Annotated in this window: 12 protein-coding genes; 6 read left to right on the top strand and 6 right to left on the bottom strand. The window is 75.2% G+C overall.

The annotated features are described in order from the left end of the window. Positions 1-106 precede the first annotated feature (106 nt). Positions 107-2,533 carry a hypothetical protein gene (locus AC559T_RS16295; protein WP_498869284.1) on the bottom strand — a complete coding sequence of 809 codons (2,427 nt, stop codon included), beginning with the start codon at positions 2,531-2,533 and terminating at the stop codon, positions 107-109. Here AC559T_RS16295 and AC559T_RS16300 point away from each other — a divergent pair. Together AC559T_RS16300 and AC559T_RS16305 are read left to right on the top strand one after the other, a co-directional pair. Next, positions 2,532-3,515 carry a hypothetical protein gene (locus tag AC559T_RS16300; protein WP_498869285.1) on the top strand — a complete coding sequence of 328 codons (984 nt, stop codon included), beginning with the start codon at positions 2,532-2,534 and terminating at the stop codon, positions 3,513-3,515. The two genes, AC559T_RS16295 and AC559T_RS16300, sit on opposite strands and share 2 nt — an antisense overlap. A 158-nt stretch (positions 3,516-3,673) precedes the next feature. Then, positions 3,674-4,573 (top strand): hypothetical protein, encoded by a 900-nt coding sequence (locus AC559T_RS16305; protein ID WP_498869286.1) that lies wholly within the window; start codon positions 3,674-3,676, stop codon positions 4,571-4,573. A 506-nt stretch (positions 4,574-5,079) separates the two neighbouring features. On the opposite strand, the gene AC559T_RS16310 is transcribed toward AC559T_RS16305, so the two are convergent. Together AC559T_RS16310 and AC559T_RS16315 are read right to left on the bottom strand one after the other, a co-directional pair. After that, the gene (locus AC559T_RS16310; protein ID WP_071062556.1) at positions 5,080-5,715 is read right to left on the bottom strand and encodes a response regulator transcription factor; all 636 of its coding nucleotides are present in this window, start codon (positions 5,713-5,715) and stop codon (positions 5,080-5,082) included. Positions 5,716-6,197: 482 nt separating this feature from the next. Next, positions 6,198-7,478: an aminotransferase class V-fold PLP-dependent enzyme gene (locus AC559T_RS16315; protein WP_112104870.1), complete on the bottom strand. Its 1,281-nt coding sequence runs from the start codon at positions 7,476-7,478 to the stop codon at positions 6,198-6,200. Positions 7,479-7,590: 112 nt separating this feature from the next. On the opposite strand from AC559T_RS16315, the gene AC559T_RS16320 reads away from it, so the two are divergent. After that, positions 7,591-8,598 carry a 2-dehydropantoate 2-reductase gene (locus AC559T_RS16320; protein WP_498869287.1) on the top strand — a complete coding sequence of 336 codons (1,008 nt, stop codon included), beginning with the start codon at positions 7,591-7,593 and terminating at the stop codon, positions 8,596-8,598. Between the two features lie 3 nt (positions 8,599-8,601). On the opposite strand, the gene AC559T_RS16325 is transcribed toward AC559T_RS16320, so the two are convergent. Then, positions 8,602-9,885, bottom strand: coding sequence for an L-2-hydroxyglutarate oxidase (locus AC559T_RS16325; RefSeq protein WP_498869327.1), 1,284 nt, complete (start codon positions 9,883-9,885; stop codon positions 8,602-8,604). 202 nt (positions 9,886-10,087) lie between these two features. Next, positions 10,088-11,977: a glycoside hydrolase family 15 protein gene (locus AC559T_RS16330; protein WP_112104868.1), complete on the bottom strand. Its 1,890-nt coding sequence runs from the start codon at positions 11,975-11,977 to the stop codon at positions 10,088-10,090. A 159-nt stretch (positions 11,978-12,136) separates the two neighbouring features. Here AC559T_RS16330 and AC559T_RS16335 point away from each other — a divergent pair, with 159 nt between their 5' ends. Next, the gene (locus AC559T_RS16335; RefSeq protein ID WP_071062549.1) at positions 12,137-12,538 is read left to right on the top strand and encodes a hypothetical protein; all 402 of its coding nucleotides are present in this window, start codon (positions 12,137-12,139) and stop codon (positions 12,536-12,538) included. Here the strand turns inward: AC559T_RS16335 and AC559T_RS16340 are convergent. Then, on the bottom strand, positions 12,522-13,082 hold the full coding sequence (locus AC559T_RS16340; protein ID WP_071062547.1) for a PGPGW domain-containing protein: 561 nt from the start codon (positions 13,080-13,082) through the stop codon (positions 12,522-12,524). The genes AC559T_RS16335 and AC559T_RS16340 overlap by 17 nt on opposite strands. A gap of 635 nt (positions 13,083-13,717) precedes the next feature. Between AC559T_RS16340 and AC559T_RS16345 the strand changes: the two genes are divergently transcribed. Together AC559T_RS16345 and AC559T_RS16350 are read left to right on the top strand one after the other, a co-directional pair. Beyond that, on the top strand, positions 13,718-14,200 hold the full coding sequence (locus AC559T_RS16345; protein WP_200835494.1) for a cation:proton antiporter regulatory subunit: 483 nt from the start codon (positions 13,718-13,720) through the stop codon (positions 14,198-14,200). A 24-nt stretch (positions 14,201-14,224) separates the two neighbouring features. After that, positions 14,225-15,439, top strand: a complete 1,215-nt coding sequence (locus tag AC559T_RS16350; protein ID WP_112109028.1) for a cation:proton antiporter — start codon at positions 14,225-14,227, stop codon at positions 15,437-15,439. The last annotated feature ends 97 nt before the right edge of the window (positions 15,440-15,536 follow it).

A 15,536-nucleotide genomic window follows, 5' to 3' on the forward strand; every position in this document is an offset into this window, starting at 1 on the left:
GTCCGGGCGCGACCGCGAAGCACGTCTCCGGCGTGTCATCCGTGCCGCTTCGCGCGGGTCGATTCGACCGGCCCCGCCCGCGCATGCCTGGGCGAAGTAGGACGATTCACCCGGGCCGCCTTCCGTTGGTCAGAGCACGGACGGATACCGTCGCCCGGTTCGCCGGTAGCCCGTCAGGGCACCGGATGGAAGCGCTGCGCGTCAGGAGTGAGTGCATGGCCGACCAGGGCGACCCGGCCGAGAAGCCGGTGCCCGCCGCGGAGCCGCCGGGTGAGCGTGGCCGATCCGGCGGTCCCCGCCCGGGCGGCCCGCCCGCGTTCGCTTCCGCTCCAGCCCCCGACCGCCAACCGGCCGACCGCGGACGCGCCGAGGGCCCGGCTGACCGCCAGCCCGCCGACCGCGGACCGGGATCCGGCGATCGGCGCCCGCCTGCACCGGGGCGTGACTCGGCGCCGGAGCGCGGCGGACGGCCGGGAGCCGCACCGCCGCCTCCGGCGAACCCGTCCCGCCCGGTGGCGCCGACCCGCCCCGGTGTGCGCCCACCACCTCGCGACGGGACGTCCGCCCGCGGCGGGACGCAGCCGGCATCGCCCCAGGCGGCACCGCCGGCACGGCCAGGCACGCCCGAGAAGCCATCGGTACCCGGTAGCCCGGCACCCACCACACACGCGGGACCCGCGGCGCCGGTGAAGCCTGCCGGGCCGATGAACCCGGCGGCGCCGGTGAAGCCCATGGGACCGGCCAAGCCCGGTGAGCCGGCGCCTGCCGGGCCGGTGAAGCCCGCGGCGCCGGTCAGGCCCGAGATGCCGCCTCCTCCACCAAGATCACCCGCGCGCCCGCCTTCGTCCGGGCCCGCCGGCCAGGGCATGGCGGCGCGGCCGGCGGCTGGCACGAAACCGTCCGGCCCGGCCACGCCTGCCACGTCGGCAGCCTCGTCGGCGTCGGCCACATCAGCGGCGCCGCCGGCCAGGCCTGCGGCCACGACGCCGGCGACGCCGCACGCCGCGACGAAGCCGCCCACCACGTCCGCGGGCCAGGAGAAGTCGCGGGCGTCTGCCAAACCGGCCGCACCGGAACCGACGTCGAAGAATCCACGACCACAGAGCGCAGGGCCACAAGGCGCAGGGACACAGGGCGCAGGGACGCAAAGCCCGGCGTCGCAAAGCCTGGCGTCGCAGAGCCCGGGGCCGCAGAATGCGGCGCCGGCGAACCCAGGATCGACTCGGCCGCCGGGTTCCGGGAAGCCGGCGACGCCGGCCTCGGCGCCGAGCACCGGGAGGCCGGCCTCGGCGCCGGGTGCGGGGAGGCCGGCCTCGACGTCGAAGCCCGGCTCGCCCGCGCCCTCCTCCGGCACCTCGCCGTCTTCTGGCACCACGCCGTCCTCCGGTTCCGCGGCGCCCGGCTCCGCGCGGTCCGCGTGGCCCTCGCCGCTGCGGCCGGCGTCCCCGGCGGCGGGATCGGTGAACCGCCCCGAGACGTTGCGTCCCCCTCCCGCTCCGGCGACGGGTGCCGGCCGCGGGCAGCCCGGCTCCGGCCCGGAATCACCCCCGGCGCGGGACGCCCTGCGCCCGTACCAGGGACAGTCGGCACCGGCTGCCCGGCGGGCCCCGGCGGTTCCGCGGAACACCGGGACGGGTGCGCCGAACCAGCCGGCACAGCCGGGCGGGCAGCCCGGCGCGGCTCCGGACCGCTCGAGTCCGCCCGGTGCCAGGGAACCATCGGCCCGCGCCGCGGCGGGGACGTCCGCGCCTTCGACGGACCAGACGACCCCGCCGGCGCCGGCGGACCGGGCCACCGGCGGGCCGGACGAGGACCAGCGTCCCCGGCCGCTGTTCGCTCCGCGCCCGTCCGCTACAACTACAACGCCGTCGTCCCGATCGCTTCGGCCGACGCCACCGACTCCGCCCACCCCGCCGACACCACCGGCCACGCCGCCGACCCCGCCGACGCCTCCCGCGCCGCCCACTCCGCCGGCGCCGCCCGTCCCGCCAGCCCGGCCCACCGGGCCGCCCACATGGCACACGGCACCGGGGAGCCAGGCGCGGTCGGCTGATCCGTCCGCGCGTTCGGGCTCGCAGGCCTCTCCGGTGGCGCCGACGTGGCGGTCCAGCCCGGCGCCGGCCCGGACGCCGGGCGAGGACCGCCCGACGTGGTTCGAGCGGGCGTCGGCGGGCGCGACGGATTCCCCCGAGGCGGCCGGTGGCGGTTCCGACCAGCCCGCGGCGCCGCTCGGGGACCGGCGGCCATCGACATCCTCGGCATCGACAGGCACGGCGTCGGGCGCGGCGCCGTCCACCGCCGTGCCCTCCTCGCCGGCCGCGCCGCCAAAGTCCGCCGCGCCGCAGTCCGCCACGTCGCAGAGCGCGGCGCCGTCACAGTCGGTCGCGTCGCGGTCCACGGCACCATCGCGGTCCGCCGGATCGGGCGGTGGCGGTGCGCGGTCCGCTCGCGCGACATCCGCGACGCCGGCGGCGAAGCCCACCCACACGGAACCGTCCACGACCGCCCGCGAGGCCCTCGATCCGCCGACCATGCGGGTGGACCTGCGCCGCATGGCCGGCCGGCGGCCCACATCGGGGCCGGACGCGGAGTCGAGCGCCCCTGCCGTGCCCGAGCAGCAGACGGGCGGGCGGACGTTCGACGCGGACCCGGGCATCCCGCCGGACTCGCCCCCCACCACGGGCTTCGTGCGTCCCGCGACCGGCCGCGGCGCCGAGCCGGCGACCCGGCGGCGCCAGGATCGACCGGACCCGGGCACGGCGGTGCCGGGCACGGCCGACCCGGGGCGGCCCACGGAGCCGGGACGACCGGACGATCCCGGCCGGTCCGCCGATCCGGCGTGGACACCCGACGCCGCGCCGCATCGGACCTCGGACACGACCGGGCGCGGGCAGCCGTCCGCGGGGGAGCGTGCGGCGACCGATCGGCAACGACCGGCGGAGCCCCGGCCGGCGGCCCCGAGCCCCGGCCCGGCCGCGGACTCCGGCCCGGCGGTGGATCCGGTGGAGGATCTGGGGAACCGTGCCGGGCAGACCCGCCGCGAGCACCGCACCGCCGCCGCGCCGATGGCGGTGCGCGGTCGCCGGGACATGGCCCTCCTCGCGCTCGGCGGGGCGGTGGCGGCGGTGGCCGCCTTCCTCCCCTGGAGCACGTTGACGAGCGGGGACGAGACCCGCACGTTCACCGGCATCACCATCGGTGACGGGCGCCTGACGCTCGTCACCGGGCTGGTGATGGCCCTGATCGGCCTGGCGTCGCTGCGCGGCCGTGGCCGCCGGGCGGGCGGGGCCGGTCCGGCCGGACCGGAGGCCGATCTCCTCGTCGCGAGGGCGTCAGCGCTGCTGCTCGTGATCGTCTCCGGGTTCGATCTCGCGCTGGGACCGCCGTCCCTGTCGTCCTTTCGGGCCATCTCCGCCGATGTGATAGCCGTCCGGCCGCAGATCGGCGTGGTCGTGACTCTGGTGGCCGGGCTCGTGGCGCTGGTCGCGGTGGCGCGCCCGCGGTCCGGGCGGTAGCGGCCCAGCTGACCGGCCATGCGCGGCCGGCGGCGGCGCCGTTGCGCCCGCCGAGGAGACCACGTCGTCCGCGACCGGGACTCGAACATGTGTTCTATCGTGGGTGACATGGGGAACGTGAGGTGCCCAGCGGGCCGTGTGCCGTTGCGATGGGCGGCATGCGGCCGCTGTCCGCGCGTGGTACCACCGTCACGGGGCGCGGGGAGGCCGGGCCCGTCCGCCGGCCCGACCGGCACCAGGGCTTCGGTGGTGGACGGCGGGAGGACCGGGTGGGCGAGCATCGGCAGCGGAGCCCGTGGGCCCGTCCGTCCGGCGGCGAGAACGTCACGCCGGACGACAGATCACGGGTCGACGCGGGCCTGGCGGCCTGGCGGGCCGCGGCAGAGGCCACCGCCGATCCCCGCTGGGGCAGGCCGTCGGCCGAGCCGGAGGCTGGGCGAGCCGTGGTGGTCTGGGGCCGGTGGGCCGCGGGTGAGACATCGCCAGGCGTCCCGGCGAGCAACGGCGCCGAGACCGCCCCTCGGGCCGCTGATGTCGTGGACGCCGCCTGGCCGGGAGCGTCCGGCCCGGGGCCGGTGGGCCCGGAGGCCGCCGCCCCGGCGCGCTCACTGCGGCGCCTGCTGGCGATCCTCTGCCCGCCGCTGGTGGTCCTGGCCGGGGGCGCGGCGGTCATCGGCTCGACGATGACGTGGGCCACGGTGCGCGCGTTCGGCATCGTGGAGTTCGCCATCCACGGCACGGATCCCGACCAGCACGGCCAGCTCACGATGCTGCTCGGGATCCTCGCGATGGTGGCGGGCCTGCTGCTGGCGGGGCGGCGTGTCGACTGGGGCCGCATGCTCGCCGTGATCGCGGGCCTCATGCTGATCCTCACGGCCGTCGTCGACGTCGCCCGCTTCCGCCGAGGCGGCCTGCTCTCCGGGACGGGTTTCGACGCAACTACCGACCTCGGTCCCGGCCTGTGGGTGATCAGCTTCAGCGGGGTGGTGCTGGTCCTCGTCGGTGTGCTCGTGCGCTACACCCCACTGGCCCGCCCCGCGGCGATCGCGGAGGACTGACCGCCCCAGCGGCGGTCCGGATCAGGTGCGCGGCTGCGGGTTCACCCCCAGCTGGCTGACCCCCGTACGGGGGTCAGCCCGAGGATGTCTTTGGGGTCATGACGGAATAGCCCCGTCTTGGCAGACTCTGTGACGGCACAGCAGGTGACGGGGGGTGGGACGTTCGGACCGGGGGGACCGGCGTCCGATCACACCCGCTGGCCCGAAGCGCGCGTTCCATCGGGCAGGGGCGGCGCGAGGCGTGCGCCGGACGCGGGGATCCGGCGTGCGCCGGGCAGTGGGCACCGGCCGCCCGGGCCGGTGCCCACTGCGCCCGGCCCACAGGTGCGCGGGCCCGTCCTGCCGGTGGGGCTGTGGGGTCGTGGCAGCAGGGTTGCTCCCCGCGTGGCACAGGGCGCGTCGGGATGGGGTGTCGGCGCTCGGAGGGAGACCGTCTGGTCGAGCGATTCGTCGCGAGTGCGCTGGGATGCGAGTGGTCTGAGGGTGCTGCACGTGGGCGGCTCCGGTCAGTCGAGGTGGCCGTCCTCCTTCGCGCGCTTGTAGAGATCGATCTTGGTGTCGGCGTGGCGGCCGGCTTTGCGGTACTTCACCCGCACCCGCTCGATGTACTGCTTCGCGGTCTCCGGGGAGACGGTCATCTTGCGGGCGACGGTCTTGAGCGGCATACCGGTCGCGTAGAGGCGCAGGGCCTCCAGCTCCTTGAGCGACAGCGTCGGCCGGTCGGGCGCCTCGTCGGTCAGGAGCATGAACGCCAACTGGGGTGAGACCCAGCCGGTCCCCGCCCCGGCCGCGCGGATCGCGGTGGCCAGCTCGCCAACGTCGTCGGTCTTGGTGACGAAGCCACCGGCGCCCGCGCGCATCGCGCCGCGGACGGCCTTGGGGTCGCCGAGCGCGCTGAAGACGATCACCGAGGCGCCGATGCCGGTGAGTTGCCGGATGTTGTCGGGTGCCTCCGAGCCGTCGCCGAGGTCGAGGTCGAGCAGGACGACGTCCGCCTTCCGGCCCGGGCCGGCCAGCAGTTCGGCGATCGACGTCGCCGTGGCAAGAAGGGTGAGGCCGTCGAGCCCTTCGATGACGTCGGCGAGGCCGCGGAGCACGATGGGGTGGTCGTCGACAGCGGCGACCGAGATGAGCCTGCTCACCGCGTGGTCGACTCCCGCTGCGTTGCGCTGTGGGTCACGTCGCTCCCGTTCTGCCCGCCGTCGGGCATACGCGTGACGTGTCCGTTCCCCCACCGGAACGCCACCGGACACCTTGCCTGCAACGCAGCTATTTCAGCAGACCGGCACCTGGCGTTACCAACAGGTTCCCGGACGCATCAGGTCCGACGGGCATTCCGGTCCAGTTCGGTGACCGACCGTGCCGTCCGCGACCGGGCGGTGGCGGGTCTCGGGGCGGGCGTCGCACCGGAGAAGCAGCGCTGGGCCGATCATTGCCGTCTCGCCTACCAGCCGATCTTACGGGTGGCTCGAATTCGACTACGGACCGTGGGTGGCGGGCGTTGTGGTAGCTGTCGGTGGCCGCGAGCGCGGCCCGTCATCATCGTTACCATGTGATCGCTGACGGTGTCCGTCTCGGTGGGTCAGCGGGCGTTGTCGGCTGACGGGTTGCCGGCGGCGGCCCGTCACGGCCCCGGGCGGCCCCACCTGTCGAGGGCCTCGGCGAGCTGCTCGATCTCCGCGGGGCTGCTGTAGACGTGCGTGCTCGCCCGCAGCACCGGTGCGGTCAGCTCGGGTGCCCGGCCGGCCGGGATCGGGCTGGTCAGGATCCGGGCCTCGACGTACAGCGCCCGGCAGACCGCCAGCGGATCGACACCGGCCGGTGGGCGCAGGGTCACGATGCCGGTGGGGGAGTCGGCCTCCTCGCCGAGGCGCCAGCCGGCGACTCCGTCGAGGGCGCGGCGCGCGTGCCGGGCGAGGGCGGTGATCCGGTCGCGCATCGCGCCGAGGTCCTCGGCCAGCAGCTCGGTCAGCGCGGTGGCCAGCCCGACCCGGCTCGCCACCGCCGCCTCGCCGACCGCCATCCGGGACGGGCCCGGCAGCGGTCGCGCGGGCAGCGCGGGATGGGCCCGCAGGTCGTGGGGGTGGGCCGAGTGGAGGCTGGGCGCCCCGGGGCCGAGGCGGTCGACGACGTCCGGGCGCACCGCGGTGAAGCCCGCGCCGCGGGGGCCACACAGCCACTTGCGTGAGGTACCGACGTAGGCGGCCGCCCCGATGCCGGCGAGGTCGACCTGGCCGAGCGACTGGGCCACGTCGAGGATCAGGTCGACGCCCGCGGCGGCGCAGCGGGCCGCCATCTCCGCCGCGGGCTGCGCGACGCCGCGCTGGCTCGGGACGTGCGGGAACGTCACCAGGGCGAGGTCCTCGAGGCGGGCCGGGCCGGGCACGCGGTCGAGGCGGTCGAGGTCGATGCGGCCCAGCGGGTCCACCGGGAGCTCGACCAGCTCCAGGCCGTCGCGGGCCGCGCGGGTCGCCAGCAGCAGCAGGTTCGACCCGTACTCCCCGGGCACGACGCCGACGCGGGAACCGGGGGGCAGTGGCCAGGCGGCCAGGAGCGCGGCGAATCCGGTGCTGGCGGAATGCTGGAAGACCACGTCGTCGGCGATGAGCCCGGGGCCCAGCAGCGTCGCGAGCCGGGCCCGCGCGCCGGCGAGGACCTCCGCGGCCTCCATCTCGGCGATGTAGGCGCCCACCAGGTTCTCCTGGCGGAGGTGGTCGGTCTGGTCGGTGACGGTCGCGATGCTCGGCCGGGCGGCCGCGGCGGCGTCCAGGTGGACGACGCCCGCCCGCGCCCGCGCCGCGCGCCAGCGACGGCCGATCTCGGGTTCCGGAACGACGGCGTGCCCGCGGCTCAGGCGGGCCCGGTCGGCATCGAGGGCGGGGATCGTCCTCCGGCGCGGTTCCATGTGGTCAGCGTCGCAGCTGCCCGGCCGGTCCGGGCCGGATCCGGTCGCCAGGCACCGGACGGGTGAGCCCCGACCGGTCGGCGGACCCGCGAGATGGTGGCAGGCTCTGCGCATGGACGTCGTGCCCGCGCGGGACGCCGCGGTGCTCCAGGGGCGGGTGCTCCCGCCCGGCCCGTCCGGTACGCGTGGCGCGGCGGCGGGGCGGCGCCGGGTCGCGGTCGTCGGTGCCGGCGCGGTGGGCGGGTACTTCGCCGCGCGCGCGGCCGAGGCCGGTGCCGAGGTGCTCCTCTGCGTGCGCGGCGGCGGCTTCGACCGCCTGCGCATCGTCCGGGCCGCCCCCGCGGCCGGCGGAGGCGTCACCGAGCTGCGGCTGCCGGTGGTTCGCGACCCCGCCGATCTCGGCGGGCCGGTGGACTGGATCGTGCTGGCCACGAAGGCCCATCAGACCCCGGCCGCGATGGGATGGCTGCGTGCCGGCCTGGGAGCAGGGACCGGAGTGGTGGTCGCGCAGAACGGGGTCGACCACGCCGAGCGGGTCAGCCCGCCCGTCCCGCGTGACGCCGTCCTGCCGGCGGTGGTGTACCTCAATGCCGAGCTGGAGCGGCCGGGTGTGGTCCGGCATCTGGCCTACGGGGTGCTGCAGGTGCCCGACGGCCCGCTGGGCGAGCGCTTCGCCGGGGTGCTGCCGCCCGGCGACGTCCGGCTCGTCCCCGACTTCGCCACGGCCGCCTGGTCGAAGCTGCTCAGCAACAGCGCGGCGAACTCGCTGACGGCGCTGACGGCACGCGGTCTCGAGGTGCTCGCCCGCCCGGATGTCGGCGAGCTCGCGCTGGCGGTCATGCGGGAGACCGCCTCGGTGGCCCGGGCCGCCGGCGCACGCATAGCCGCGGACGCCCCGGAGCGCACGCTCGCCCGGCTGGGCCACCAGCCGCCCGGCGCGGGGACGTCCATGCTGCGTGACCGGCTGGCGGGCCGCCCGCTGGAGCACGACGCGCTGCTCGGAGCGGTCGTCCGGACGGGCGGGCGGCTCGGGGTGCCCACGCCGACCTGCGCCGTGCTGCTCCCCGTGCTCGCCGCCCTCAGCGCCAGCCCTGCCGTGGGACCGGGTGGGACGCCCTGACGGTCAGGACGTGCGTTCGGGTACCGCGTCGGCGACGATGTGCTCCGCGATCGCCAGCGACGCGGTCGCACCCGGGGACGGGGCGTTGCGCACGTGGACGACCCGTCCGCGCACGGCGAGGACGAAGTCGTCGACCAGGCTGCCGTCCCGCGCGACCGCCTGGGCCCGCACTCCCGCCGGGCCCCGCACGACGTCCGCGGTGCGCAGCTCGGGGACGTAGCGTCGGGCCTCGGCGACGAACGCGCGCCTGCTGGCGGTGCGCAGTATCTCCTTGGCGCCGGTGCGCCAGTGCGTCTTAGCCATCTTCTGGAAGCCCGGCCAGGACAGGGTCTGCCGCAGGTCACCCCGGTCGACGGTGCCCACCGTGTAGCCCTCGCGGGCGGTGGCGAGCACGGCGTTGGGGCCGACGAGGATCTCCCCGTCCACCCGCTTGGTGAGGTGGATGCCCAGGAACGGGTAGCGCGGGTCGGGCACCGGGTAGATCAGGCCACGGACGAGGTCGCGCCGATCGGGGCGCAGCAGCCAGTAGTCGCCGCGGAACGGGATGATCCGCGGTGAGCTGTCCTCTCCGGTGAGCGCGGCGACCTCGTCGGAGTGCAGGCCGGCGCAGGAGATCAGCCGGTCGAACGGGCCGACCGACTCCGACACCACCCGGACCGTCCCGCCGTCGACCGCCGCCGTGTGGTGGTTCCCGTTCGGCGCGACCGGCGCGGAGCCGCGCACCCGCAGCCGCAGCCGGACGCCCGCCGGGCCGTCGTCCACGCCGATCACCTCGGCGCCGGTGCGCACCGCGCCGCCCGCGTCCAGGATGTCCGCGCGCAGCGCCCGGGCGACGGCCGGGTAGTCCACGATCGCCGTGGTCGGGGAGTGCAGCGCGGCGACCCCGCGGGCGTGCGGCTCGATCGTGCGCAGCTCGGTGGCGTCGAGCATGCGGGTGTCGGGCACGCCGTTGGCCGTCGCCCGCTGCGCGATGTCGTCGAGCCGGCCCAGCTCGCTGTCGTCGACGGCCACGACGACCTTGCCGCACTCCTCGTAGCGGATGCCGCGGGCCTCGCAGTACTCGCGCAGCAGGCCGACGCCGCGGCGGCACAGCGTCGCCTTCAGCGAGCCCGGCTTGTAGTAGAGGCCCGCGTGAACGACGCCGCTGTTGCGCCCCGTCTGGTGCTGGGCGACGTCATGCTCCTTCTCGAACACGGTGACCGTCGATCCGGGCACGACCTGCCCGAGCCTGCGTGCCACCGCGAGCCCGAGGATCCCGCCGCCGATGACCGCGATCCGCTCCGCCACCCGTGCCGCCTCCACTCGTCCATCCGTCACCGCCCGGCGGCGCCATGAGCCACCGGTCCGGGTGGGTCCCCGTCACGGACGGCGTCGCCGCGCCTGGTCCGGGTGGCCGCCCGCGGTCCGCGGCGCGGCGTCCACCTGCGCTCCAGTATCCCGGTACACCGTCCGTGACCGGTGCCGGCCCGGCCGGCGGCCGGTGCCGTGGTCAGCCGAAGAAGTGGCCCGGCGGGTGCGCGCGGTCGGTGCGCGAGCGCGGCCGGCCGCGCAGCGCGTCGGTGAGCGTGCGCGCGGTGTTGACCAGCGGGACGTGGCTGAACGCCTGTGGGAAGTTGCCGGTCATCCGGCCCAGCCGGGGGTCGTACTCCTCGGCCAGCAGCCCGACGTCGTTGCGCAGCGCCAGCAGCCGCTCGAACAGCTCCTGCGCCTCGTGCACCCGCCCGGACAGCGCGTAGTTGTCCGCCAGCCAGAAGGTGCAGGCGAGGAAGGCACCCTCCCCGGCCGGCAGGCCGTCGACGGCGCCGTCCTCGGCCGTCGGGTAGCGCATGACGAAGCCGTCCTCCATCAGCTCGCGCTCGATGGCGGCGACGGTGCCGACGACCCGCGGGTCGGTCGCCGGCAGGAAACCGACGAGTGACATGTAGAGCAGGGCCGCGTCGAGCTCCTTCGAGCCGTAGAACTGGGTGAACGTGTTGCGGTCGGAGTCGAACCCGCGGGCGCACACCTCGTGGTGGATCTCGTCCCGCAGCGCCGACCACCGCTCGACCGGGCCGGGTAGCCCGGACTCCACGATCCCCCGGACGGCCCGGTCGGCGGCCACCCAGGCCATGACCTTCGAGTGGACGAAGTGCCGCCGCGGCCCGCGGACCTCCCAGATGCCCTCGTCGGCCTTGCGCCACCCGGTCTCGAGGAAGTCCATGAGCTTGGTCTGCAGCTGCCAGGAGCCGTCCCGGCCGTCGTCCTCGGAGGAGTGGATCCCCGCGAGGAAACCGTCACGGGCCGAGCCGGGACGCCGGTTCGCCACCGCGACGCGGGCCACGTGCAGGGCGTCGAGGACCTCCCCGTAGACGTCGAGCTGGAACTGGTCGACGGCGGCGTTGCCCACCCGGACGGGGGAGGAGTTCTCGTAGCCCGGCAGCCACGGGACCTCGTACTCGGGCAGCCGCCGCTCACCGGCCACCCCGTACATGATCTGCACCCGGGACGGGTCGCCGGCCACGGCGCGCAGCAGCCACTCCCGCCAGGCCGTCGCCTCGCTGGTGAAGCCGGCGTCGAGCAGCGCCAGCAGGGTGATCGTGGCGTCACGCAGCCAGCAGTAGCGGTAGTCCCAGTTGCGGACGCCGCCGATGTGCTCGGGCAGCGAGGTGGTGACCGCGGCGACGATGCCGCCCGTCGGGGCGTAGGTGAGCGCCTTCAGGGTGATCAGCGACCGGCGGACCGCCGGCTGCCACTGGCCGTCGTAGGTGCAGCCGGCCATCCAGTCCGACCACCACGCCTCGGTCTGCGAGATCATCCGCCGGACATCCTGCGGGGCCGGCGCCGGTTCGTGCGAGGGCCGCCAGGTGAGCGAGAACGGGACGGACTGCCCGGCCGAGACGCTGAACTCCGCGTAGGTGGCCATGTCGTGCCCCTCCATCGGGGCGGTGGTCCACAGCGTCACCGAGTCGGGGCCGGCGATCGCGGCGACCGAGTGCTCGTCGAGCCGGCGCACCCACGGCACGATCGAGCCGTAGTCGAACCGGAAGCGGGTCTCCGACCGGAGCCGGACGGTGCCCTGCAGGCACTCCACCAGCCGCAGGACGACGTGCGCCCCCGCTCGGGGGAACATCGCGTCCACGATCCGGACGGTGCCCGACGCGGTGGTCATGTCGGTCTCGAGCACCAGGGTGTCGCCGCGGTAGCGGCGGCTCACCCCGATCACCGGCTCGACCGGCGCGATCTTCCAGTGGCCGGACTCGTTGTCCCCGAGCAGCGCGGCGAAGCAGGCCGGGGAGTCGAACCGAGGCAGGCACAGCCAGTCGATCGAGCCGTCGCGGGAGACCAGCGCCGCCGAGTGAGTGTCTCCTATCAGCGCGTAATCCTCGATCAGGGATGGCACGTTCTCTCCTAGTTACCAGGGCCGGCTACCGTGCTGTGCCGCACAAGGTCGTTCACCTTACGGACCCGTCCGACGGAATACGTTGAGGGTCCCGGTGTACGCCGCTCCGTGGCGCCCGCCGGACCAGATTTCGTGCCCCGCTGTGACAGGAATCGCCTGATGACGACGTCCGCCCCCCCGCACTGGATCCGCCAGACGATCGGGTACCTGACCGATCCGCGGCGCCGAGCGGCGGTGGTCCTGGGCGGGCTGGCGACGGTCGGGCTGATCGTGTTCGGCGTGTACGCGGTGATCGACGGCCCGCCGCCCAAGGTCGAGGCGGTGGTGTACTTCGACCCCGCCGCGACGGCCGCGGAGAAGGACGCGGTCCGCGCCGCCTGTCCCACCGTCGGGGGAGCGCGCCAGGAGCCGCCCGACACGAACAACCTCGCGACCAGCCGGGCCTACCCGCTGCGCTACGACATCTCGCAGGCCTCCTCGGCTGACAGGGCGGCGATTTACAAGTGCGTGCAGGGCCAGCCGAAGGTGATCGGCATCAGCGAGTTCACGCAGGGCCAGTAGCCCGCTGCCGGCTCGGCTCGGCGGGCGCGGAGTTCACGCCGTGCTCGGGCTTCCCGCCGTGCTGGAACTCCCCGTCCTGCTCGAGCTTCTCGGCGTGCTCGCGCTGCTCGATCAGCTCGGCCGGTGTCGGCAGCCCGGCCTCGCGGGCCTGCCGGGCCTGCCAGAGGCTCACGAACATCGTCGAGAGCACCACCAGCCCGGAGAAGATCAGGCTGCCGCCCGACCACGGCGACGACGCGGGCAGCGTGTCGACGACGATCCAGACGATGCCGGCGGCGATCATCCCGATGCCGAACACGACGGTGAACGCCGTCGACCACGCGTTGGCGGCGGCCTGGTCGGCCAGGTCGGCGGCCTTCTGCCGGGCCTGCTCGAAGCGGTGCCGGGCCCACTCGTACTCCAGGCTCAGGATGAAGAACCCGAGCGCGACCACCAGGAAACCGGGGCCGGGGAGCGCGAGCATCGCCACGCCGAGGCCGAGCACCGCCAGCCCCAGGATCGTGAGGGCGACTCGCCGGGCCAGCCGTGCGCTTCGATTGAGCACGATGCCGTCTTCCCGGCCCGCAACCGGGCCTGCGTCGTGGGCCCGCGGAGCGGGGCCTGTCTCGGAGCCTGTCCGGGCGCCGGTTCCTGCGCGTGGCACGGTGCCGCCGGCGGCCCACGTCCTCCGCACGTGCAACGGCCCGCTGTGTGAACGGCGTTCCCGCTGACTGCCGCGCGAATCCGCCGCCCGCTTTCGGACGGCCCGTCCGGGTGGTGCCGGGGCACGCTGTCGGGGCGCGCCGCCTGGGCACGCCGCCGGACGGCGGGACACCGGGTTCCGACCACATCCACCCGCAGCTTGCGTCCACCTGCAGTTTGCGCCACCTTGTGGCCCCACGGGTGGCACAAAGGCTGTCGACATCACGTCACCGGTCCGGCCGGCCGGCCGGCGGGCGGGCGGGCGGGCGGGACCGGGGCGGGCGGGGCGGGCGGTGCCGGTTCCGCGGGTATGCCGGGTGCCCGGATCGGACGGACCGGGGCCGATCGGTCCCCGGCGGGTTACTGTGACGATCGGAAGCGGGACCGGCGGCGGGCCCGGCGGGCGGCGGGGGCGCGTCAGCGCCCGACCGGGTGTCCCGGGCCCGGTCGGCGTCCTCCCGGAACGACGCGTCAGTGCTGACGGAGGCTCAGGAAGAAGTGGACGTCGAGGAGACCCCGCTGCCCGGGATCGGGCTGCGGCACGACTTCAGTACCCGCTCGGGCCGCCGGCTCGGCGTGGTGAGCCGCCACGACGGACGTCGTGACCTGGTCATCTACGATGCGGAGGATCCGGACGCATCCCGCGAGTCGATAACACTCACCCCGGAGGAGGGGGACGTGCTCTCCGAGCTGCTCGGCGCTCCGCACATCGTGGAGAAGCTCGCCGACCTCTCGCGCGCGTTCGCCGGGCTGGTCGGCGAGCAACTCGAGATAACCGCGGGTTCCCCGTACGCGGACCGCACGCTCGGTGACACCCAGGCCCGCACCCGCACGGGTGCGTCCATCGTCGCCGTCGTCCGCGACCACGAGGTCCTCGCCTCGCCGCGGCCGGACTTCCAGTTCCACCCCGGGGACATCGTGGTCGTCGTCGGCACCCCGGAGAACACCGCGGCCGTCGCCCAGCTCCTGCGCACGGGCTGACGGAGAACGGGCGACCGACGACACGTGCACGACACGGCGACGACCTTCCTCGAGCTGGGTGCCGTCCTGTTCGTCCTGGGGGTGCTAGGCCACTTTGCGTTGCGGGTCGGTATCTCACCGATCCCGCTGTATCTCATCGGTGGTCTCGCCTTCGGGCACGGCGGTGTCCTGCCACTGGGCGCCAGCGAGGACTTCATCGAGATCGGCGCCGAGATCGGTGTCATCCTCCTGCTGCTGACACTCGGCCTGGAGTACACCGCCGAGGAGCTCCTGCACGGCCTGCGAAGACAGGCCCCAGCCGGGGTGCTCGACCTGACGCTCAACGCCGCCCCCGGCGTGGCGGCCGCGTTCCTGCTCGGCTGGGGGCCGCTGGCGGCGGTGGTCATGGGCGGCGTCACCGCGATCTCCTCGTCCGGGATCATCGCCAAGGTCCTGGGGGATCTGGGCCGCATCGGTAACCGGGAGACCCCGGTCGTGCTGTCGGTGCTCGTGCTCGAGGACCTCGCGATGGCCGTCTACCTGCCGGTGGTCACCGCGTTGCTGGCCCATCACACCGTCGCCCGGGGCTCGCTGACAGTCGGGGTGGCGCTGGGTGCGCTCGTCGCCGTCCTGTACGTCGCGCTGCGGCACAGCGACAAGGTCACCCTGCTCGTCTTCAGCCCGACCGCGGACCGCAACGACGAGGTCCTGCTGCTGCGGTCGCTGGGGCTGACCCTGCTCGTCGCCGGCGTCGCCCAGCGCATGCAGGTCTCCGCCGCGGTCGGCGCGTTCCTGGTCGGCATCGCGCTGTCCGGGCCGGTCGCGGAGAGCGCGCACGAGGTGCTGACGCCGCTGCGCGACCTGTTCGCCGCCGTGTTCTTCGTGTTCTTCGGCCTGCAGACCGATCCGGTCGAGATCCCGCCCGTGTTGCTCGCCGCGTCCCTGCTCGCGCTCGCCGGCGTGGCGACGAAGATCGTGACCGGATGGTGGGCCGCGCGGCGCGCGGGCATCGCGACGATGGGCCGCTACCGCGCCGGCGCCGCGCTGGTCGCCCGCGGCGAGTTCTCGATCGTCATCGCCGGGCTGGCGGTCGCCGCCGGAGTGAACCCGCAGCTCGGGCCGCTGGCCGCGTGCTACGTCCTGCTGATGGCGGTACTCGGCCCGCTGGCGGCGCGGTTCGTCGAACCGGTCGTGCGAACGATCCGCCGCTGGTCACAGGCCCGCAGGCCACCGGATCCCGCCACCGCGCGCGGCGCGTGACCGCCTTGCCGCGGGCCGTGTGACCCGCGGCTGGGCGCCGGCGCGCGAATCTCGGCCGGGCTGGCGGGATTCACCCGACGATGTTTGGCAGGATGAC

The sequence above is a fragment of the Frankia sp. Hr75.2 genome, from assembly GCF_949319125.1.
In the GTDB taxonomy this organism is placed as follows: domain Bacteria; phylum Actinomycetota; class Actinomycetes; order Frankiales; family Frankiaceae; genus Parafrankia; species Parafrankia soli.